Annotated in this window: 17 protein-coding genes and 1 pseudogene; all 18 read left to right on the top strand. The window is 42.0% G+C overall.

Translation table 11 applies throughout. The features are described from left to right. Positions 1 to 409 precede the first annotated feature (409 nt). The 18 genes and pseudogenes from DXB15_RS09155 (at position 410) to DXB15_RS09250 (ending at position 19,982) form a co-directional block, all read left to right on the top strand. Positions 410 to 961 carry a prolyl-tRNA synthetase associated domain-containing protein gene (locus DXB15_RS09155; protein ID WP_109215413.1) on the top strand — a complete coding sequence of 184 codons (552 nt, stop codon included), beginning with the start codon at positions 410 to 412 and terminating at the stop codon, positions 959 to 961. Between the two features lie 2 nt (positions 962 to 963). Next, the gene (locus DXB15_RS09160; RefSeq protein ID WP_118702777.1) at positions 964 to 1,860 is read left to right on the top strand and encodes a DMT family transporter; all 897 of its coding nucleotides are present in this window, start codon (positions 964 to 966) and stop codon (positions 1,858 to 1,860) included. A gap of 552 nt (positions 1,861 to 2,412) precedes the next feature. Next, positions 2,413 to 3,810, top strand: a complete 1,398-nt coding sequence (gene trkA, locus DXB15_RS09165; protein WP_118702778.1) for a Trk system potassium transporter TrkA — start codon at positions 2,413 to 2,415, stop codon at positions 3,808 to 3,810. A gap of 15 nt (positions 3,811 to 3,825) precedes the next feature. Then, the gene (locus DXB15_RS09170) at positions 3,826 to 5,313 is read left to right on the top strand and encodes a TrkH family potassium uptake protein (protein WP_118702779.1); all 1,488 of its coding nucleotides are present in this window, start codon (positions 3,826 to 3,828) and stop codon (positions 5,311 to 5,313) included. Positions 5,314 to 5,465: 152 nt separating this feature from the next. Beyond that, entirely contained in the window at positions 5,466 to 5,930 is a 465-nt protein-coding gene (locus DXB15_RS09175) for a COG2426 family protein (RefSeq protein WP_118702780.1), read from the top strand. 203 nt (positions 5,931 to 6,133) lie between these two features. Further along, positions 6,134 to 6,985, top strand: coding sequence for a pyridoxamine kinase (locus DXB15_RS09180; RefSeq protein ID WP_118702781.1), 852 nt, complete (start codon positions 6,134 to 6,136; stop codon positions 6,983 to 6,985). A 169-nt stretch (positions 6,986 to 7,154) separates the two neighbouring features. Continuing rightward, a complete protein-coding gene (locus DXB15_RS09185) occupies positions 7,155 to 7,757 on the top strand; it encodes a TIGR04100 family radical SAM protein (protein ID WP_109215407.1) in 603 nt (200 codons plus the stop codon). Between the two features lie 369 nt (positions 7,758 to 8,126). Then, entirely contained in the window at positions 8,127 to 8,723 is a 597-nt protein-coding gene (locus DXB15_RS09190) for a hypothetical protein (RefSeq protein ID WP_118702782.1), read from the top strand. Continuing rightward, positions 8,720 to 10,339, top strand: a complete 1,620-nt coding sequence (locus DXB15_RS09195) for a GH3 family domain-containing protein (RefSeq protein WP_109215406.1) — start codon at positions 8,720 to 8,722, stop codon at positions 10,337 to 10,339. Before DXB15_RS09190 ends, DXB15_RS09195 begins: the two co-directional genes overlap by 4 nt. Before the next feature lie 9 nt (positions 10,340 to 10,348). Further along, entirely contained in the window at positions 10,349 to 12,871 is a 2,523-nt protein-coding gene (locus DXB15_RS09200; RefSeq protein ID WP_118702783.1) for an HD domain-containing phosphohydrolase, read from the top strand. A gap of 382 nt (positions 12,872 to 13,253) precedes the next feature. Then, positions 13,254 to 13,466 (top strand): FeoA family protein, encoded by a 213-nt coding sequence (locus tag DXB15_RS09205; RefSeq protein ID WP_109215404.1) that lies wholly within the window; start codon positions 13,254 to 13,256, stop codon positions 13,464 to 13,466. 28 nt (positions 13,467 to 13,494) lie between these two features. Further along, positions 13,495 to 13,716, top strand: a complete 222-nt coding sequence (locus tag DXB15_RS09210; protein WP_021740426.1) for a FeoA family protein — start codon at positions 13,495 to 13,497, stop codon at positions 13,714 to 13,716. An 82-nt stretch (positions 13,717 to 13,798) separates the two neighbouring features. Next, a complete protein-coding gene (gene feoB, locus DXB15_RS09215) occupies positions 13,799 to 15,958 on the top strand; it encodes a ferrous iron transport protein B (protein WP_109215403.1) in 2,160 nt (719 codons plus the stop codon). A 73-nt stretch (positions 15,959 to 16,031) separates the two neighbouring features. After that, complete coding sequence (locus DXB15_RS09220) at positions 16,032 to 16,175, top strand: FeoB-associated Cys-rich membrane protein (RefSeq protein WP_109215402.1); 144 nt, start codon at positions 16,032 to 16,034, stop codon at positions 16,173 to 16,175. 430 nt (positions 16,176 to 16,605) lie between these two features. Then, positions 16,606 to 16,884, top strand: a pseudogene (locus tag DXB15_RS09225) (LysR family transcriptional regulator); the annotation flags it as partial. 140 nt (positions 16,885 to 17,024) lie between these two features. Continuing rightward, positions 17,025 to 17,495, top strand: coding sequence for a flavodoxin (locus DXB15_RS09230; RefSeq protein WP_118702785.1), 471 nt, complete (start codon positions 17,025 to 17,027; stop codon positions 17,493 to 17,495). An 831-nt stretch (positions 17,496 to 18,326) separates the two neighbouring features. After that, positions 18,327 to 19,100, top strand: coding sequence for a uridine phosphorylase (udp, locus tag DXB15_RS09245; RefSeq protein WP_199670984.1), 774 nt, complete (start codon positions 18,327 to 18,329; stop codon positions 19,098 to 19,100). Between the two features lie 123 nt (positions 19,101 to 19,223). Further along, positions 19,224 to 19,982 carry a nucleotidyltransferase family protein gene (locus DXB15_RS09250; protein WP_118702787.1) on the top strand — a complete coding sequence of 253 codons (759 nt, stop codon included), beginning with the start codon at positions 19,224 to 19,226 and terminating at the stop codon, positions 19,980 to 19,982. Positions 19,983 to 19,999 lie beyond the last annotated feature (17 nt).

The raw sequence follows: 19,999 nt of genomic DNA on the forward strand, positions 1-19,999 counted from the left end.
TGAGGGCTTGACCAAAAGGTTGAAATGAATCGGATTTCTGTGTGAAGTTTTGAAGGTATGTAATATAAATAAATCAAAGGGGATGTTCCTTTTCGGGAGCGTCCCCTTTGATTTTTTATCGTAATGTGAATTTGAAACAAGTAGAAAGTACGTGATTGATATCAGATATGAAGATGCAAAAAGAAATTTTATAGGATAAACAGAAAAACAGCAGCCTTTCGACTGCTGTCCTTCACATAGGGAGATTGAGTTATGAAAATGTTTATCAAAAATAAAGTAGATTTCCTTTTGACAAGTATTATAATATACAATAAATGTGAGCAAAATATGTCAAAATTATAAAAGAAGAAGAATTAATTATAAAAGAATCATGTTAAAATTATAAATAAAAAATAAAGAGGAATAAAAAATGGAATTATCAGAAGGAAGACCTTTGGATACAGAAGGTCGCCTGGAAAAAGAAGTACGAGTTTATGATTTACTGGATCAACTAGGGATTACCTATTGGAGAACAGATCATGAAGCAGCGGGAACAATGGAAGATTGTAATGAAATTGACCGGATTTTAGATGTACTGATTTGCAAAAATCTGTTTTTGTGCAATCGCCAGAAGACAAAGTTTTATATGTTGATGATGCCAGGGGACAAACCATTCAAAACAAAAGAATTATCGGCACAGATCCACAGCGCCAGACTTTCTTTTGCACCGGAAGAATATATGGAGGAGTATCTGGATATCACTCCGGGTTCCGTAAGTATTATGGGATTGATGAACGATACAGACAATCAGGTACAGCTGTTAGTGGATGAAGATGTGTTACAGGGAGAGTTTCTTGGCTGCCATCCATGCATCAATACTTCCAGTTTAAAACTTCGCACAAAGGATGTGTTTGAAAAATTCTTACCGGCGGTACATCATGAATATATGGTAGTTCGTCTGGGACAGGAAGAGGAGAAGTAAGAATGAATCAGTATATGAAAGGTGTCTTATGCACGATCATTGGTGGTGCGTGCTGGGGCATTTCTGGAACCTGCGGCGAATATTTGTGTACCTATCGTGGGATGGACACCAGAGTTCTGACAGATATGCGACTGCTTGGTGCCGGAATCATTCTGTGTATTTTTCTTGCATGTAGAGAGCGGAAAAAATTGCAGGAGTTTTTGCATACACCAAAGGCGTTGATCCATTGTATTATATTTGGCGTATGTGGACTTATGTTTACACAGTTTGCATATCTGACTGCCATTTCCAAGACAAATGCCGGCACGGCTACCGTATTGCAGTATCTGTCTGCAATTATCGTGCTGCTGGTTGTATGTGTGAAAAATCGAAAATTACCGGTATTGCGGGAAAATATAGCAATTATATCCTGCCTGCTTGGAACGTTTCTGGTGGCAACTCATGGAAGTTTTACGTCCCTATATATATCGAAGGAAGGATTGCTTTGGGGCATGCTGGCAGCGTTGGCGGCGGCTCTCTACATATTAATACCGCAAAAATTACTGTCAGAGTGGGGCAGCATTCTTCCAGTTGGAATCGGAATGTTATCCGGCGGAATCGCATTTTTCTTTCTGATGCGTGTGTGGAAGATTTCTGTACAGTTTGACCTGATCACCGCATTGATCACGGTGGTGATCGTTCTGGTGGGAACTGTTCTGGCATTTACCATGTTCCTGAAAGGAACTAATATGGTAGGACCTGCACGGGGAAATATGCTTGGCTGTGTGGAACCTTTGGTTGCAACTATTTGCTCCGCGGTTTTTCTGAAAACAGTATTCAAAGCAATGGATCTCATTGGATTTGCTTTTATTATAGCGACAGTGTTTATTCTGGCAAAAGCAGAGAAAACGAAAGCCTGAGAGAATATTATATAATTCCGTTGCCTTGTATGCACTCAATGTATTGTGATTTGAACTATGATTCTAAAACCAGGTAAAAATAAGTAGAAATAGATACAAAAGAAGGATTTCCTATCAAACATGTATAAAATACAGGCAAAAAAGAAAATAGTTACAAAAAAGTAATGTGCGGATTGTACAAAAACATTTGAAATAAAAATATAAGTTTGTGCACACTTACACCGATGAGTTTGCTATTATAATAACTGTAAAAACCCCCAATACATTATAAGTTTTTTGCTACCCCCATAGTAAAAAATACCTTCTCTTGAAAGAACAGCAGATCGACAGGCTGTTCTTTTTTTTGCATTTTATCTGGAAGTATGCAGAAAAATGAAGTGTTTATCTTGCTTTTTATGGGGATATATAGTATAACTGTTTGAGCATGGCAAAAATAATGAGTATAGGTTTGCTAAGATGTACAAAATAGATATAGATTTTTTGAATGAGGTGCATCTTACAGCAGGAATACAGAGGATATTCTTGAATACAAAGTGATACAGAGGGAGCATTATGTTTCAAAAGGGTAAAAAGAGCAGTCCGCTGACTGGTGGACTGAGCATTATGATTGTTGGGTGTGGAAAAGTTGGTAAGACACTGGTAGAGCGTCTGAGCAAAGAAGGACATGACATTTCAGTTGTGGACAAGAGTGCGGCGCGTCTGCAGAGTGTTACAAATATGTATGATGTATTTGGTGTCGTTGGAAATGGCGCAAGTTTTACCGTATTAAAAGAAGCGGGAATTGAGCACACGGACATCCTGATCGCGGTGACAGATTCCGATGAGCTGAATCTGCTTTGCTGTCTGGTAGCAAAGCGATCCGGAAACTGTGATGTTATCGCCAGAGTGCGTACGCCGGATTACAGTGAAGAAAAAACGTACCTGAAGGAAAAATTAGGACTGGCAATGATGATCAATCCGGAGCAGGAGGCAGCAAATGCGATCTCACGTATTTTATATATGCCGACAGCGTTGGATGTGGCGCCTTTTGCCAGAGGACATGTGGAAATGGTTCGTATCAAACTTCCGGAAGGAAACGTGCTGACCGGAAAACGGATCGCGGATCTTGGTTCAGAACTTTCCGGAGCGGTACTGATCTGTGCGGTAGAGCGAAGCGGAGAAGTCTATATCCCGGGTGGTAATTTTGAACTGGCAGCCGGTGATGTCATCAGTTTTATTGCGCCAGTGCGGGATGGAAGAAAATTCCTGAAAAGAAACGGTTTCCATACTCATCAGGTAAAAAGCTGTATCATCGTTGGCGGTGGACGTGCGGCATATTATCTGGGAAAACGTCTGATCGAACTTGGTATTTCGGTGCAGATCGTTGAAAATAAAAAGGAACGCTGTGAGGAACTGAGTGTCTTGCTTCCACAGGCAATCGTGGTAAATGGTGACGGCACCAGTGAAGAACTGTTAAATGAGATTGGAATCACGACGACAGAGTCTTTGGTTCCGCTGACCGGAATCGATGAAGAAAATATTATGCTGACCTTGTATGCAAAAGAAGTTTCCGATGCAAAGGTTGTTACAAAAATCAATCGTATCACCTATACAGGTGTCATTGACCAGCTGGATCTGGGCAGTGTGGTATACCCGAAGTATATTACTTCAGAAGCGATCATTGCTTTTGTACGATCAAAGACCGCAACAATGAATAATAATATAGAAACAATGATTCATCTGTTTGATGAACGTGTAGAAGCAATTGAGTTTGTTGTCGGGGATCAGTCTCCGGTGGTAAATGTTCCACTGGCAGATCTGAAACTGAAATCAAACCTTCTGGTGGCATGTATCAATCACCGTGGAAAAGTCCTGATCCCGGATGGTAATGACGTGATCCAGGGCGGAGATACGGTGATTATTGTTACGACAAATACCGGTTTTCATGATATTGAGGATATTTTACGGTAGATGGAGGGTGCATAGATGAATAAATCAATGATTGCCTATATTTTAGGCTGGATTTTGAAGCTGGAAGGGCTGTTTATGCTTATCCCGATTCTGGTAGCCATCATTTACCGGGAACATAATGGAATCTGGTTCGTAGTAGTTGCTGCCTGCAGTCTTGCGTTGGGAACGTTGATCACACACAGAAAACCGGAAAGCAATGTATTTTATATGCGGGAAGGCTGTATTGCAACAGCGCTGAGCTGGATGATCATGAGCGTAGTGGGATGTCTGCCGTTTTTCTTAAGCGGGGAGATCCCTTCCTTTACGGATGCTTTATTTGAGACGGTATCCGGTTTTACCACCACAGGATCTACGATTTTAAGTGATGTGGAAGCATTGTCTTATTGCATGCTGTTCTGGCGTAGTTTTACGCATTGGATTGGCGGTATGGGCGTACTTGTATTTTTGCTGGCAGTCATCCAGATGACCAGTGGTTCCAATATGAATCTGCTTCGTGCGGAGAGTCCGGGACCGTCTGTGGGAAAACTGGTGCCGCGTATGATGCACACGGCCCGTATTTTGTATGTCATTTATATGGGATTGACGGTTATTTTGTTTATTTTACTGCTTTGTGGAAATATGTCTGTGTTTGAATCGCTGACAACGGCATTTTCTACGGCGGGAACCGGAGGCTTCGGCATTCGGAATGACAGTCTGGCAAGCTGCTCACCGTATATTCAGTGGGTGGTTACGGTATTTATGATTTTATTTGGCGTGAATTTTAATGCCTTTTATCTGATCCTTTTGCGCAACTGGAAACAGCTTCGCCATATGGATGAGGTATGGTGGTACTTTGGCATTATCGGAGCTGCCATTCTGATCATTATGACAAATACCTATGGATGGGCTGGCAATATTCTGGAAAACCTGCGAAATACGTCATTCCAGGTGGGCTCTATTATAACGACTACCGGATTTATGACGGTGGATTTTGACCAGTGGCCATCCCTGTCGCGCTATGTATTGCTGTTTTTGATGATGATCGGAGCCTGCGCGGGAAGTACTGGTGGCGGAATGAAGGTCAGTCGTTTTCTTCTGTCCGTCAAATCAGCACTGAGAGAATTGAATTCCTATCTGTTCCCGAAGAGTGTAAAAAAGATCAAGATGGATGGAAAAACAGTAGATGAGGAAGCCATTCGCGGTATTAATGTGTATTTTACCGCATATATTCTGTTGGTTGTTCTGTCTGTATTTTTGATCTGTATCAACGGCATGGACATTGAGAGTGCGTTTTCGTCTGTTCTGGGTACCTTTAACAACATCGGACCGGGACTTGGAAAATTTGGACCGACCTGTAATTTTGGCTGGGTATCTACATTCAGCAAATATGTTTATATTTTTGATATGCTGGCCGGAAGACTGGAATTGTTCCCGGTATTGATCCTTTTGTATCCACCAAGCTGGCGTGGTCTGTTAAAACGCAGCATGAAGCGCAAAAAGAACAAAAGAGCGACGACCATCTGATGAATTTTGAACTATGATATGAGTTTTTTCGTGGATATTCTTGCTGATTTTTGAATAAATTTTAAGAATTTCTGAAACCTATTTACATAGGAAGAAAAACTTGGTACAACTATTATAAAAGTAGTACAAGGTTCGATCAGGAGGAGGAGCAGATGGTTTTCTCGAAGTTAATTTATACATTTTTGGTGGCAATGATACCGGCGGTGGAAGTAAAAGGGGCAATTCCTTTTGGGATGGCGTTACAGCTTGCTCCGTGGCAGGCATATCTGATGGCATTATCTGGCAGTTTTTTTGTCGTATGTTTTCTGGCATTTTTTACACATTGGTTTTATGTGGAATGCAAAAAGCATGGATTTCTGAAACAATTTATCGGCTGGATCGATAAAATGGTTTTGAAAAATAAGGATAAGATCCACAAGTATGGTCCGCTGGCAATTTTTGCATACGTGGCAGTACCAATTCCGGGAACCGGAACATGGACCGGAAGCATTATTGCCGGTGTATTGAATATGAAGCCACAGGTTACAATCCTGTGTGTAATGTGTGGAAATGCAGTTGCAGGTATGATCATGACGCTGGCAAGTGCCGGTGTGATCAGCATGATTTCAAAGTTATAAGGTACAGTTCGTTTATTATAGGTATTCAGATATCAATCATGCTTGCATAGGGAGATATGTGGATGCACAAGGCTAAATGAACGGTAATCAATATAAAACTGGTATGTATGCAACAGTAAAAACTGGCTCTTGAAAAAGGTCAGTTTTTTTGTTACTTTATAAAAAATTATTTTGCAGAATAATATGGAGATAAATCAGGATTTATGACAGAATCACATAACAATCAGAAAAAAATTGCTGTGGTAAATGATTTTTCCGGATTTGGGCGCTGTTCTATTGCAGTTGCGCTTCCGATCATCTCGGCAATGAAAATACAATGCTGTCCGGTACCGACTTCGATTTTTTCTAATCACACGGGATTCGACAGTTATTTTTTTGAGGATTATACTGACCGTATGAAGCCTTATATTGCAGAATGGCGTAAGTTAGGGCTGCATTTTGACGGGATCTGCACCGGATTCTTGGGATCGGTGGAACAGATCAGTATCGTCAGCGAATTTTTGCGGGAGTTTGGAAAAAATGAGGATGGTGGGAAAAAGACAATCGTACTTATTGATCCGGTAATGGGAGATTACGGCAAACTTTATTCGACTTACACGATGGAGATGTGTCTGGAGATGAAGAAACTGGTCCAGTATGCGGATATTCTGACGCCGAATCTGACAGAAGCCTGTATTCTGACCGATACGCCGTACAGGGAACACTGGCGTGTGGCAGAGATTGAGAAAATGGCGGAAACGTTAAGTCAGATGGGACCGGAAAAGGTCGTAGTTACCGGTATTCTACAGCACAGCTTTGTGGCAAATCTCTGTTACGAAAAAGGACAGGAGTGCAAGGTGATGCGTACCCATAAGATTGGCACTTCGAGATCTGGCACCGGTGATATTTTTGCGTCAATTTTGGCAGCAGATGCCGTGAACGGGGTTGCTTTTGAAGAATCTGTAAAGAAAGCTTCCAACTTTATCAAAAAATGCATTTTAAGTTCCATCGAGAGGAATATCCCACTGACAGATGGTGTCTGTTTTGAGGATCATCTGGGAACGCTGGCGCGATAAAGCACAGAACAATCTGTGTAATAAAGATTTGGGTGTTTTGACACCCAAATCTTGATAGGATATCCGATAAGCGAAGTCATCGAAAGTAAGTGAAGCAAAACGTATCATTATACTGATATAAAAAAGAGTGGATTATAAGTGGATTATAAATAGAAAGAAGGAATGAAAAATGGAAATTTTATACAAAGTACATCATGGATTATACGTGAACCTGACCAATAAATGTCCGTGTGCCTGTACGTTCTGCCTGCGTCAGACCATGGATCATGTAGGCGAATCTCACAGTCTCTGGCTGGAGCGTGAGCCTTCTGCAGAGGAAGTCATCGCAGAATTTGCAAAGTTTGATATGAATGAATTTGAGGAAGTTGTATTTTGTGGATTCGGTGAGCCGACAGAGGCATTGCCTGTATTGCTGAAAGTGGCAGCTTATGTCAAAGAGACATTCTCAAAACCAGTGCGTATCAATACGAATGGAATGGGAAATCTGATCTGGAACCGTGATATCACACCGGAATTTGAAGGCCTGATCGATACGGTATCCATCAGTCTCAATACACCGAATGCAGAGCGTTATCACGAACTTGTGCGCAGCAAATTCGGAGATCAGTCCTTTGATGCAATGATAGATTTTACAAAGAAGTGTACCAGACATGTACCTAAAGTTGTCATGACAACGGTAGAGACTACGATCACAAAAGAAGAAGAAGCGCAGTGCAGAAAAATCTGTGAGGAAATTGGTGCTGTTTACCGTATCCGTCCATGGGAAGATTAAAACATTAAAAAGCAAATATTTTTGAACAATAAATAATGAATAAGTAATGATACCGCCGGTCGGCCGACCGGCGGTGCTTTTTTTCTTGCAATTTAGCAGGAACTTTATTATAATTTAGATTGCCTGTTAATGGCAGTAATATTGATACATACACAGATTTATCTCAGTCGAGAAGACTCCCACTTTTGTAAGTGGTGAGTAATAACAAGTCTTTCTCAGTGGGAGTACAATCTCCGACTGAGATAAACGCTCCGCGAGGATGTGCAGTGATTCTGAGAAGAATATGTCAGCTTTCGCTGACCAGAATCACGCACCAAGTCTCACATGAGTTCGACTTGAATTGTGAAGTTCTATAGCAGGAGAATGAAGATGTGGCAGCTGATTTTGGGAACTGCAGGATTTGTCCTGTATTTTGTATATGATATCAACAGTATTCTGAGTAAGAATGTATGTTTGCAGAAATTTTTTGCCTGGGGGAGTATTCTTGTCGTGGCGTCTGTCGTAGCAGAGTTTTGTTCTGCGTGGGGACAAGGTCATCGGAGCCTGGGAGCAGTGATCGGATTTGGAATCGGAGCATTGTTTTTTCTTGGTATGCTTATCTATACCTTGTTTTTTGCCCTTCCCTTTGAAGAAACCTATTGTGAAGAAAATAAACTTCGTGCTGCATATACAGAGGGAGTGTATGGTTTGTGCCGTCATCCGGGCGTGTTATGGTTTGCGGGTGCCTTTTTATGCATGTGGGGAATGCTGGGGGGATTAAGACAGGGAATCTATTTTGGACTTATGATTTTCTGGAATTATCTGTATATCATTTTTCAGGATCTGTGGACATTTCCACGGACATTTTTTAATTATAGGGAATATCAACAAAGTACGCCATTTTTAATTCCGAATGGAAAAAGTATCCGGGCGTGCATGAAAAGTATAAGAAAACGCAGCAATCAATCTGGAGTGGACAACCTATGAGCCTAAAAGAAAAATTGAAAAAACATCAATATAATGAAATATGGCAGCAGTACTGCGGATTCCTTGATCTGTCCATGGAAGGGTATATGAAGATCCAGCGACGGTTGATGGAAGAGCAGATCCAGCTTTGGAGCAACTGCGGACTGGGGCAGTCCATTCTAAAAGGAAAGCATCCGAAAAATCTGGAGGAATTCCGGAAAATGGTGCCGTTGACAGGGTATGAAGATTATGCAGATATTCTGTTGAGCAAGCAGCCGGATATGCTTCCGGGAAATCCGGTGATCTGGATACAGACGACCTGGGAGGGAGGAAAGCACCCAATCAAGGTAGCACCGTATACCAGAAGTATGCTGGATACATATCGAAATAACGTCATGGCATGCCTGATCTTGTCTACAAGCCGTGAAAAGGGATCTTTTGATGTGGCTTCCACGGATAAGTTTCTGTATGCGCTGGCACCGTTGCCCTATGCTACAGGACTGTTCCCGTTGGCATTGGGAGAAGAAATCGATATTGAGTTTTTACCGGCGATCAAAGACGCTGTAAATATGAGTTTCAGTGAGCGTAACAAACTGGGATTTAAGATGGCTATGCAAAAGGATCTGGGATTTTTCTTCGGTCTGGGAAGTGTTGCCTATGCAGTCAGCCAGAGCCTGTCATCTCTGACAAGTTCAGGCGGTGGAGTAAAGTTGTCCAGTCTGTTAAACTGTAAACCGCAGATGCTTATCCGGCTTTTGAAAGCAAAATACCGGTGCAGGAAAGAGCAGCGGCAGCTGCTTCCAAAGGACCTCTTCCATCTGAAAGGCTTTATGGTAGCAGGCACAGACAATCTGTGCTATAAGGATGATCTGGAAGAACTCTGGGGTATCCGGCCGATGGAATTGTTTGCAGGTACGGAACCTTCCATGATGGGAACTGAGACATGGACGCGTAAAGGCATGTATTTCTTCCCGGATAACGCATTTTACGAGTTTATCACAGAGGAAGACATGCTGAAAAATTATGAGGATCCATCCTATATTCCACCGACATATCTCATGGATGAGGTACGGCCGGGGGAAAAATATGAGCTGGTATTTACTATTTTGAAAGGCGGAGCGTTTGCAAGGTATCGCTGTGGCGATATATATCGTTGCGTCGGTCTGGAAAACCGGGAAGATGAGACGCGGATCCCGCGGTTTGAGTATATAGACCGTGTGCCCTGGATCATCGATATTGCCGGGTTTACACGAATTTCAGAAAATGGGATCAAAAATGTAATTGGACTTTCAAAGCTTCCAATTATAAACTGGGTGGCAACGAAGGAATATAATGAGCAGAACCGACCGTATTTGCACATGTATGTGGAACTGGAGCGAGATGCACTGCTGAATAATGCCATGAGTGCAACGATTCTGAAAGATCTGCTCAGTACCTATTTTAAATATATTGATCAGGATTACCGTGATCTGAAAAAAATTTTAGGAATGGATCCTTTGCAGGTGACGATTCTTACTTGCGGAACATTTGAGACTTATGAGAAACGGACAGGGAAAAAACTGTACCATATGAGCCCTTCACATTATGATTTAAAGGGGTTACTTGAGGTGCAGGCGAGTATGAATAGAGTGAGATAAGAGGGATATATGGGAACCTACGGATATATTTCAATTATAGCCATGGTGTGCTATGGATTTATGTTGCTGATGTTTCTGGCAGCAAAGAGAAATAAAATTGTAAACAGCTTTCTGGTGGTGCTGGCAGGACTGCTTTTGTGGACCGGGGGTTCTGCCTTTATGCGTGCGCAGCTCTGGCCGCATTACGCATTCTGGTATCAGGTTTCATTATTTGGAATCTTACTTCTTCCATACGCATACTACCGTTTTATTCTGGCTTTTGGCGGTGCCAGGGAAGGCATGACAGGTAGAATCTATCTGGCAGCTATGCTTACCTGTCTTGTGGCAAATATTTGGAATGGCGTCTTTCTGGCGTGTCCTGAACTTATAGAAAAAAATGGAAGATCAACCTTTGTATACGATATTAAACCGACGATTCTGGTATTATTCTTTCTTGTTGGAGCATTTCTGTTGCACTTGTTTGTAATCCTGGTGCGTATCTGCAAAGCAAATCCGAATATGAAAGTACAATATGATCCGATAATGTTTGGCGTTGTGGTACTATTTGCCGGAAACGTTCTGATCAGTCTGCCGCAGCTTTCAGGTTTCCCAATCGATGTACTCAGCGGTGTCATTAATGTATTTCTGATATTTTATGCACTTACCCGCAGACACCTGTTTCGCTTGCAAATGCTGGCCTCTTCCGGATTATGCTATGGTGTTGGATTTCTGTTTTCAGTAATCGTGTTTTTTAATGTGGTTCCATATCTTCAGAAAGTGCTTCATTTAGAGATGGATAAAAATATGACGGTGTTTGCACTTGTATTTGCAGTGATCTTTCTTGTCATTTATGCGCTGTTTACGTTTTTATGGAAGTTATTGGTGAGAAATGTGTTTGTAAAGGAAGAAGTTCATCAGGCGGAAAAAATCAAAGAATTCAGTTCGGCAATTTCCAAGACATTGGATCTGCAGGAAATTCTGAATCAAACGATCCATGTGTTGAAAGAACTGATGGATGTTGGAAATATCTATATCTGTATGCAGGACGCATCCGGTCAGCCATATCGGGGATTTACCAGTGATCAGCCGCTCAACGACCTGGCTTTTTCACTGGAGGAGGAAAATCCGATGATCCAGTGGCTGGCAGTTCATGATGAGCCTCTGATCTACCGGGAATTTCGCTATACGGTGGAATTCAAATCCATGTGGGAAAGTGAAAAGCATCAGTTGGATAAAAAGCATATCCGCTATTGTGCAGGACTGAAGGACGGGGACTGTCTGGCAGGTGTGATCCTGATCACAGCACCTTCTTCGAAAAAGGGACTTGTATATGACGAGGTGCAGCTGATTTCCTCCGTTACATCGGTAGCGTCCATTGCCATCAAGAATGCGCGGTTGTATGAGAAAGCCTGCATTGAGGCGCGGACAGATGAGATGACCGGACTGTTGAACCGAAAGTATTTTTATGAAGTATTAAATGAAGAGTTTGAGAAAAATAAGGAAGCATCCCTGGCACTTGCCATTATCAATGTGGATGATTTTAAACTATATAATCAGCTGTACGGTGTCAAGGAAGGGGACATCTGCCTGCAGCAGATTGCCGCGATCATTCGCAGCAGCGTAGGAGACAGTGGATATGCAGCCCGTTACGGCGGAAAAGAATTTGCAGTCCTGCTTCCGAAATATGATCTGTTTTCAGCTAGAAATCTGGTAGAATCAATTGCAAAGCAGATTTTTGTAATGAATAACCGACGGACGGATATGAAGCTGAAGGCGGTGACTGTCAGTGCAGGAATCAGTGCGGCACCGTATGCAGCCAGAAATGTCAAGGAACTGATGGAGAATGTGGATCTGGCTGTCTATCATGTAAAGCACAGCGGAAAAAATGGAATTCAGGTGTTTGATACGATGTTTCGTAATAATAACGCGCAGGGGCTTACCAGAGACCGTGCTCATATTTACCGCGAATATGAAACAACGATCTATGCACTGACCGCGGCTATCGATGCGAAGGATCATTATACGTTCAGCCATTCTAATAACGTGGCCTATTATGCTACGATGCTGGCCACAGCACTCGGCATGAATGAGGATATGATTGAGATCATCCGTCAGGCTGCTTTACTGCATGATGTGGGAAAAATCGGAATTCCGGAGTATGTACTGAATAAACCGGGGCGTCTGACTGATGAGGAATATGAGATCATCAAAGGACATGTGGAAGCATCGATTGACATTATCCGTCATCTTCCATCTCTGGATTATGTTATCCCGGCCGTCATCGGTCATCATGAAAGATATGATGGAAAAGGATATCCGAGACGAATTGCCGGCGAGGATATTCCACTGACAGCGCGAATATTATGTATAGCAGATTCCTTTGATGCCATGACATCCAGACGCTGCTATAAAAAAGCATTTTCATTGGAGGTGGCGCGAGAAAAACTCCTTTTGGATGCTGGAAAGCAGTTTGATCCGGAGCTGGCTTATAAGTTTGTAGATTGTCTGGACAATGGTACGATCACTTTGGTAGAATCCGAAGAATTACAGTAAAAATTAAAAATAGAACTTCACATGAAAATATTGTGATCAGGAAGGAATATAGAAAAATTCTTTCTATGATCGCAATATTTTTTTTCTTTTCAAACCTTTTTGATAATTTTTTCCGAAAAGGGGTTGACAATAAACGTTAGCGGTGGTAAACTTCGTATGCTGATGTTAGGAAAATCTAACAAAATGTAGCTAAAATTAGTTGAAATTGTGAAAAACTAATACAATATAGTGTAATACATCAAATATTATGATGTATTAATAAAATGTAGTTTGCTATATTATATGATGATGACTTCTAACAATATATAGCTATATGTATTTGCTGTTACTTTTTACTAATACAAAAGAAAAGAAAATCTACTGACACGGGAGGGATATTTTTATGATGCCTTTAGCAATGGCGAAAAGTGGAGAAACAGTAGTGATCAAAAAAATTACCGGAAAAGATTCCGTGCGTCAGCATCTTGCGGAACTGGGACTGGTAGTAGATGAATCCGTAACAGTTGTCAGTGAACTGGGAGGAAATATTATCCTTCAGGTAAAGGACAGCCGTATTGCGCTGGATCGAAGCATGGCAACCAGAATCATGGTTTAAGCATAGAAGAGAAGAAAGGATGAGTTTTATGAAAACATTAAAAGACGCAAAAGTTGATGATGTAGTAGTTGTAAAACGTCTGCATGGTGAAGGCCCGATCAAACGTCGTATCATGGACATGGGAATCACAAAAGGAGTTCAGATCAAAGTTCGTAAGGTAGCACCGCTTGGCGATCCGATCGAATTAAACGTTCGCGGTTATGAGCTGAGTGTTCGTAAAGCTGACGCTGAGATGATTGAGGTTGAGTAATCATATTTTTTTACATAAGGATTAGAAAGTTCTAATAACAGTTATGAAAAACTATGAAAATAAAAGTAGAGAGGAGATATAAATGAGTATCAAAATCGCACTTGCGGGTAACCCAAACTGTGGTAAAACAACTCTGTTTAACCAGTTGACCGGTAGTTCTCAGTATGTAGGTAACTGGCCGGGTGTAACCGTTGAGAAAAAAGAAGGAAAGTTAAAGGGACACAAAAAAGACGTAGTCATTCAGGATTTACCTGGTATTTACTCCCTTTCCCCATATACACTGGAGGAAGTAGTTGCCAGAGGTTATCTGGTAAATGAGCGTCCGGATGCAATCTTAAACATTGTAGACGGTACAAACATTGAGCGTAACCTGTACCTGACAACACAGCTCCTTGAGCTTGGTATTCCGGTTGTAATCGCTATCAACATGATGGATATTGTTCGTAAAAACGGCGACAAGATCAATGTTAAGAAACTGTCTGAGACACTTGGATGTGAAATCGTTGAGATCAGTGCGCTGAAAGGTGAAGGCGGATTCGAAGCAGCTCAGAAAGCCGTTGATGCAGCAGAGAAAAAACAGGATGCAACTCCACTTCATGTATTTACAGGAAGCGTTGAGCATGCAATCGCACATATTGAGGAGTCTATCGAGACAATTGTAGATCACAGATATCTTCGTTGGTTTGCAATGAAACTCTTCGAGCGTGATGAGGAAGCTGTCAAAGATTTAAACATTCCTGCAGATGTAAAATCTCATATTGAGCAGCATATCGTTGACTGTGAGAACGAGATGGATGACGATGCAGAAAGTATTATCACAAACCAGAGATATGCTTACATCAGTAAAGTGTGTGATCAGTCTGTAAGCAAAAAAGCAGAAGTACACAACCTGACAATCTCTGACAAGATTGACCGTATCGTAACAAACCGTATTCTTGCATTACCAATCTTTGCAGGTATCATGTTCCTGATTTACTGGATTTCTGTAACAACCATCGGTGGAATCGTTACTGACTTTACAAACGATACACTCTTTGGTGAGTGGATCTGTGGAAACTTAGGACCGGCTCTTGAGAGCATTGGATGTGCTGACTGGTTAGTAGGTCTGATCAATGATGGTATTGTCGGTGGTGTCGGTGCTGTGCTTGGTTTCGTACCGCAGATGTTAGTACTGTTCTTCATGCTTTCCATTCTGGAGCAGGTTGGATACATGGCCCGTGTTGCATTTATCCTTGACCGTATCTTCCGCAGATTTGGTCTTTCCGGAAAAAGCTTTATTCCGATGCTGATCGGTTCCGGTTGTGGTGTTCCAGGTGTTATGGCAAGCCGTACCATTGAGAATGAGAGAGATCGTCATATGACAATTATGACCACCTGCTTTGTTCCTTGTGGAGCAAAAATGCCGATCATCGGTCTCTTCGCAGGCGCATTATTCGGTGGTTCCGGACTGGTTGCAGTTTCCGCTTACTTCATTGGTGTAGCAGCAATCGTTATCTCCGGTATCATGCTGAAAAAGACAAAACCATTTGCCGGTGAAGTAGCACCATTCGTTATGGAACTTCCGGCTTACCATATTCCAACAGCAGGTTCTATCTTACGTGCAACATGGGAGCGTGGATGGTCCTTCATCAAACGTGCAGGTACTGTTATCGTAGCTTCTTCCGTAATCCTCTGGTTCTTACAGGGATTTGGATTCGTTGATGGTGCATTTGGCATGGTGGAAGATAATAACTCCAGTTTACTGGCAGCGATCGGTGGAGCAATCTGCTGGATCTTCGCACCGCTTGGTTTCGGTGACTGGCAGTCAACAGTTGCAACAATCACTGGTCTGATCGCAAAAGAGAACGTTGTATCTACATTTGGTGTCCTCTTCGGTGGTTTCTCCGAAGTGGCAGAAAACGGCGATGAAGTATGGGGTCAGGTAGCACTTCATTATACACAGTTAACCGCTTACAGCTTCATGGTATTTAACCTTCTGTGTGCTCCGTGTTTCGCAGCTATGGGTGCGATCAAACGAGAGATGAACAACCAGAAATGGTTCTGGGCAGCAATTGGATACATGTGTGGTCTTGCATACATCGTATCTATGATGATCTACCAGTTTGGTTCCCTGTTCACAGGAAACGTTCATCCGGTAGGACTGATCGTTGCTATTATCGAGTTAGTATTTATCATCTATATGCTTGTTCGTAAAAATCCGTATGTTGATGAAGCAACAGGTATGGCAAAAAAAGTAGCATAATCTGAAAAGTGTGCTAATATAGTATTAAAGTAGTTAATATCATTTTTATTAAAATCTAAAAGGAGGAGTTTTAATGGCAACTGTAATTGTAGCAATCATTGTATTCGGCCTGGTTGGTCTGATTACCGGAAAAGGTATTTATGATAAAAAGCACCATAAGGGCGGTTGCGGTTGCGATTGCTCATCCTGCGGTGGCGGATGCCATTCACAGAAATAACATCTTGTTTTGAGATGGCTTAAAAAATTACTTCGTTAAGCTTTAATAGGAACTCCTGCAATTTTGCCTCAGTCGCTAACAATCGCTCCTTGAGGAAAAATTGCAGGAGTTCTTGCTATACACAGTGAAATTAGTAAATTTTTGCGCCATCTCGGCACTGGGTGCCACGTGCACATTTAAGTTATAATAAAAATCAACACTATGTTGTGCACGCAATAATGTATAGTAAATGCCACAGGCAGCATAATGATTACTATTTTAGTGATTGCATGTACGATATTGCATAAGAATAAGCAGTATGGGTTTGATCTCAGTCTGAGATGAGACTCCCACTTCTGCAAGTGGTGAGTAGTAACAAGTATTTCTCAGTGGGAGTTCAATCTCCGACTGAGATAAATGCTCCGCGAGGGCGCACATTGTCTGGGAGACAATGGTTTTGCGCCGACCGGAACTGAGAGTATTACATTATTTTCTGATTGTGGCGAAGGAACAGAGTTTTACGAAAGCGGCGGAACAATTACATATTACACAGCCGACGTTGTCGAGACAGCTTGCCGCGTTGGAGGATGAACTTGGAACCAGACTTTTTTGCCGTGGTGGACGAAATATCACACTGACGGATGACGGTCTTTTACTGAAACGCAGAGCACTGGAAATGATCGATCTGGAAGACAAGATCGTGGATGAGATTAAGGGCAATGAAGAAGTATTTACCCAAGTAAGAAGTTGCTTGATGTAAAAGAATAAGAGAGTCTGATCAAGGTAAATATTTGAGAAGATAATTTGTTTTGTAAGAAACTTACAGTATTATGGAGAGAAAGAGATAAGTAAGAAATGGAGGAAAAGACGATGAGCAAAACATTAGTAGCATATTTCAGTGCAAGTGGCGTGACAGAAAAAGTAGCTGAGATGATTGCAGAGGTATCCGGTTCTGATCTGTATGAGATCGCACTGAAGGTTCCATATACAACTGCAGATTTAAACTGGATGGATAAAAAATCAAGAAGCAGTGTTGAGATGGCGGATAAATCCATCCGTCCGGAAATGGCAGAAGGCGATGCAGCAATTGAAAACTATGACACTGTCGTTATCGGTTTCCCGATCTGGTGGTATGTAGCACCGACAATTATCAATACATTCCTGGAAAAATACGATTTTTCCGGTAAAAAGATCATTCTGTTTGCAACATCCGGCGGAAGCGGATTCGGCAATACCATCAAAGAGTTACAGCCGTCTGCACCACAGGCACAGTTTGTAGAAGGAAAGCTTCTCAATCATGTAAATAAGAAAAGTATTGAAGAATGGGTAAAGACCTGGTAAGAAGATCAGAGGCAGAGGATTTTCTGTGAAGAATAGCAGCATTAGTTTTGTGCTAAAAAGATATTGCAGAGCTATGGCAGAGAATACTATATAGTAAAAAGCGGAGCAGTTACATGTGGTGTGTAATTGCTCCGCTTTTTCATTTGATAACACACTTTCTTGTATATTCAAACAAGATAAATTCTGTTATAATGTGAATACACAGAAAAGCGGATTTATGTAACGGGAATAAATTTTCAGGAGGAAGAAAAATGATCACAACTGATAAATGAACATGTTCGATATAAACTGTATCAGATCTTTCGGTGTGATTTGATCCTGCTGCCGGTTTCAACAGAACGAATACTGATTTTACCAACGGAATATTTTTCGTGGCAGAACGACGTTCCTTATATGCGGGATCTGCTGCAGTATTTTAATCAGATCAGCAAGGAGAATGACTGCTTTTTCTCAGATTCCATCTTTTATTTGAGATATATGGACGAAAAAAGATCCATACTGTCTGCCGTACCGAATGAAAGGTCAATTAAGATAATCATGGGAAGAAGCATGGATTATATTCGCATTTCAGAGCTGAAATTGCGTATGCAGAGCGAGAAATAAATATTTTCTGAATGAGCCGTATCATTCGCTGGTTGATCCTGTGGATGACACAATATGTGATGCAGTAAAGAACTTGAAAAAGCAGCTTCAGCCAAGTTTGATGATGCAGGAAATATTTGAGCGAAGTGCTGCATCGGGAGAGTGGCAGTGGTAGCAGACAACATTCTGAGCGAGCAGCGAGAGTGAATTGCAAAGATCTGTTTTGTAGTAGGAAAATGAGGGGGAATCATGATGAAATATACAGAAAATGGAATTCAGTATCACATTGGTTTAAAACAGGGCGATGTTGGAAAATATGTTATTTTGCCGGGAGATCCGAAACGGTGTGCAAAGATTGCAGAACTCTTTGAGGATGCACATTTAGTAGCCGATCACAGGGAATTTACGACTTACACCGGCTATCTGGACGGGGAAAAAGTCAGTGTGACCTCAACGGGCATCGGTGGACCTTCCGCGGCGATCGCCATGGAAGAACTGGTGCGCTGCGGGGCAGAAGTTTTTATCCGTGTGGGAACCTGTGGAGGCATCCGCACAGATGTCAAAAGCGGCGATCTGGTGATCGCTACCGGAGCAGTCCGCATGGAAGGAACCAGCCGGGAATATGCACCGATCGAATTTCCGGCAGTGGCAGATTATCATATTGTACAGAAACTGGAAGCAGCGGCGAAAGCAAACGGTTATCCGTGCCACATCGGTGTTGTTCAGTGCAAGGATTCTTTTTACGGACAGCATGAGCCGGAAAAAATGCCGGTAAGTTACGAACTGACGCAGAAATGGGAGGCATGGAAACGGCTTGGATGTCTGGCTTCGGAGATGGAATCTGCAGCATTGTTTGTGGTTGCAAGTTATCTGCATGTAAAAATCGGTTCCATTTTTCTGGTTGTGGCAAATCAGGAGCGGGAAAAACTGCATCTGGAAAATCCGGTGGCACATGATACGCAGGCGGCAATTAAGAGTGCGGTAGATGCCATTCGTCTGATGATAGATGATAAAGGAAGATAAAGAAGATAGCTGAATAAGATAGCAGAAAGAGAAAATGCCTGCTTATGAAACAGTGTGATCTGTGGCAGAGATTGTGTGCCGAAAAATAAGAATATCGTATGTAACGCATGGAATTGAAAAAGTATGGAAGAAAAGAACACGAATCATAGTAAAAATAACAACAGGAATGATAATAATCGCCTTGTCGATCGCAATCATAATTGTCAAAGTATCCGTAGTCAGCGTGTTGGTGGACTGATCCTGGCAGCAGGACTGTCCACCCGCATGGGACAGTCAAAGCCACTAACAAAATTTCTTGACAATAATTTGATTGACCAAACAATCAAAACGATGTATGATGCAGGTATAGATAATATCCATGTGGTAACCGGATTTGAACAGGAACGCGTCGAAGCATATTTGCAGGCAAACGATTTATTCAACCGGATTCATACTATTTGGAATCCCAATTATGGAAATGGAAGTATCCTGACATCTATCAAAACAGGGCTTCCCAGGCTGAAAGAGTTTGATTATGTATTCATCCAACTGGTAGATCTGCCTTGCATTTTGCCGGAAACCTATCAGAAATTATGGGAGACCATGCTTGCTTCCGGGAAAAAAGCAGTCATACCAACGGTAGATGGGAGACGCGGGCATCCGGTATTGATCGACATGTCTCTGCTGCCGGAGATTCTTTCTTATGAAAATGCTGCGGGTGGCGGTGGTCTGCGCGGTTTTTGGAAGCTGCTAGGGGATGAATTTTTAGAAGTCCCGGTTACGGATTGCGGCAGCGTTATGGATACGGATACGAAGGAACAGCTGAGGGAAGCAGAAAGGTATCTGATACAACGCAGGAATGCAGAGAATACCGAACACAAAGTAGATGTCAGCTTGCGCTGACCAGAATCACGCACCAA

This window comes from Roseburia sp. OM02-15, from assembly GCF_003481835.1.
GTDB classification, from domain to species: Bacteria; Bacillota; Clostridia; order Lachnospirales; family Lachnospiraceae; genus Eubacterium_I; species Eubacterium_I ramulus_A.

Bases quoted from the DNA above. Each gene is read 5' to 3' on its own strand.
- DXB15_RS09200 (WP_118702783.1), top strand. From the start codon at position 10,349: ATGGGAACCTACGGATATATTTCAATTATAGCCATGGTGTGCTATGGA.
- DXB15_RS09195 (WP_109215406.1), top strand. From the start codon at position 8,720: ATGAGCCTAAAAGAAAAATTGAAAAAACATCAATATAATGAAATATGG.
- DXB15_RS09230 (WP_118702785.1), top strand. From the start codon at position 17,025: ATGAGCAAAACATTAGTAGCATATTTCAGTGCAAGTGGCGTGACAGAA.
- DXB15_RS09180 (WP_118702781.1), top strand. From the start codon at position 6,134: ATGACAGAATCACATAACAATCAGAAAAAAATTGCTGTGGTAAATGAT.
- DXB15_RS09250 (WP_118702787.1), top strand. From the start codon at position 19,224: ATGGAAGAAAAGAACACGAATCATAGTAAAAATAACAACAGGAATGAT.
- DXB15_RS09210 (WP_021740426.1), top strand. From the start codon at position 13,495: ATGAAAACATTAAAAGACGCAAAAGTTGATGATGTAGTAGTTGTAAAA.
- DXB15_RS09170 (WP_118702779.1), top strand. From the start codon at position 3,826: ATGAATAAATCAATGATTGCCTATATTTTAGGCTGGATTTTGAAGCTG.
- DXB15_RS09175 (WP_118702780.1), top strand. From the start codon at position 5,466: ATGGTTTTCTCGAAGTTAATTTATACATTTTTGGTGGCAATGATACCG.
- feoB (WP_109215403.1), top strand. From the start codon at position 13,799: ATGAGTATCAAAATCGCACTTGCGGGTAACCCAAACTGTGGTAAAACA.
- DXB15_RS09185 (WP_109215407.1), top strand. From the start codon at position 7,155: ATGGAAATTTTATACAAAGTACATCATGGATTATACGTGAACCTGACC.
- DXB15_RS09205 (WP_109215404.1), top strand. From the start codon at position 13,254: ATGATGCCTTTAGCAATGGCGAAAAGTGGAGAAACAGTAGTGATCAAA.
- udp (WP_199670984.1), top strand. From the start codon at position 18,327: ATGATGAAATATACAGAAAATGGAATTCAGTATCACATTGGTTTAAAA.
- DXB15_RS09160 (WP_118702777.1), top strand. From the start codon at position 964: ATGAATCAGTATATGAAAGGTGTCTTATGCACGATCATTGGTGGTGCG.
- DXB15_RS09155 (WP_109215413.1), top strand. From the start codon at position 410: ATGGAATTATCAGAAGGAAGACCTTTGGATACAGAAGGTCGCCTGGAA.
- trkA (WP_118702778.1), top strand. From the start codon at position 2,413: ATGTTTCAAAAGGGTAAAAAGAGCAGTCCGCTGACTGGTGGACTGAGC.
- DXB15_RS09220 (WP_109215402.1), top strand. From the start codon at position 16,032: ATGGCAACTGTAATTGTAGCAATCATTGTATTCGGCCTGGTTGGTCTG.
- DXB15_RS09190 (WP_118702782.1), top strand. From the start codon at position 8,127: ATGTGGCAGCTGATTTTGGGAACTGCAGGATTTGTCCTGTATTTTGTA.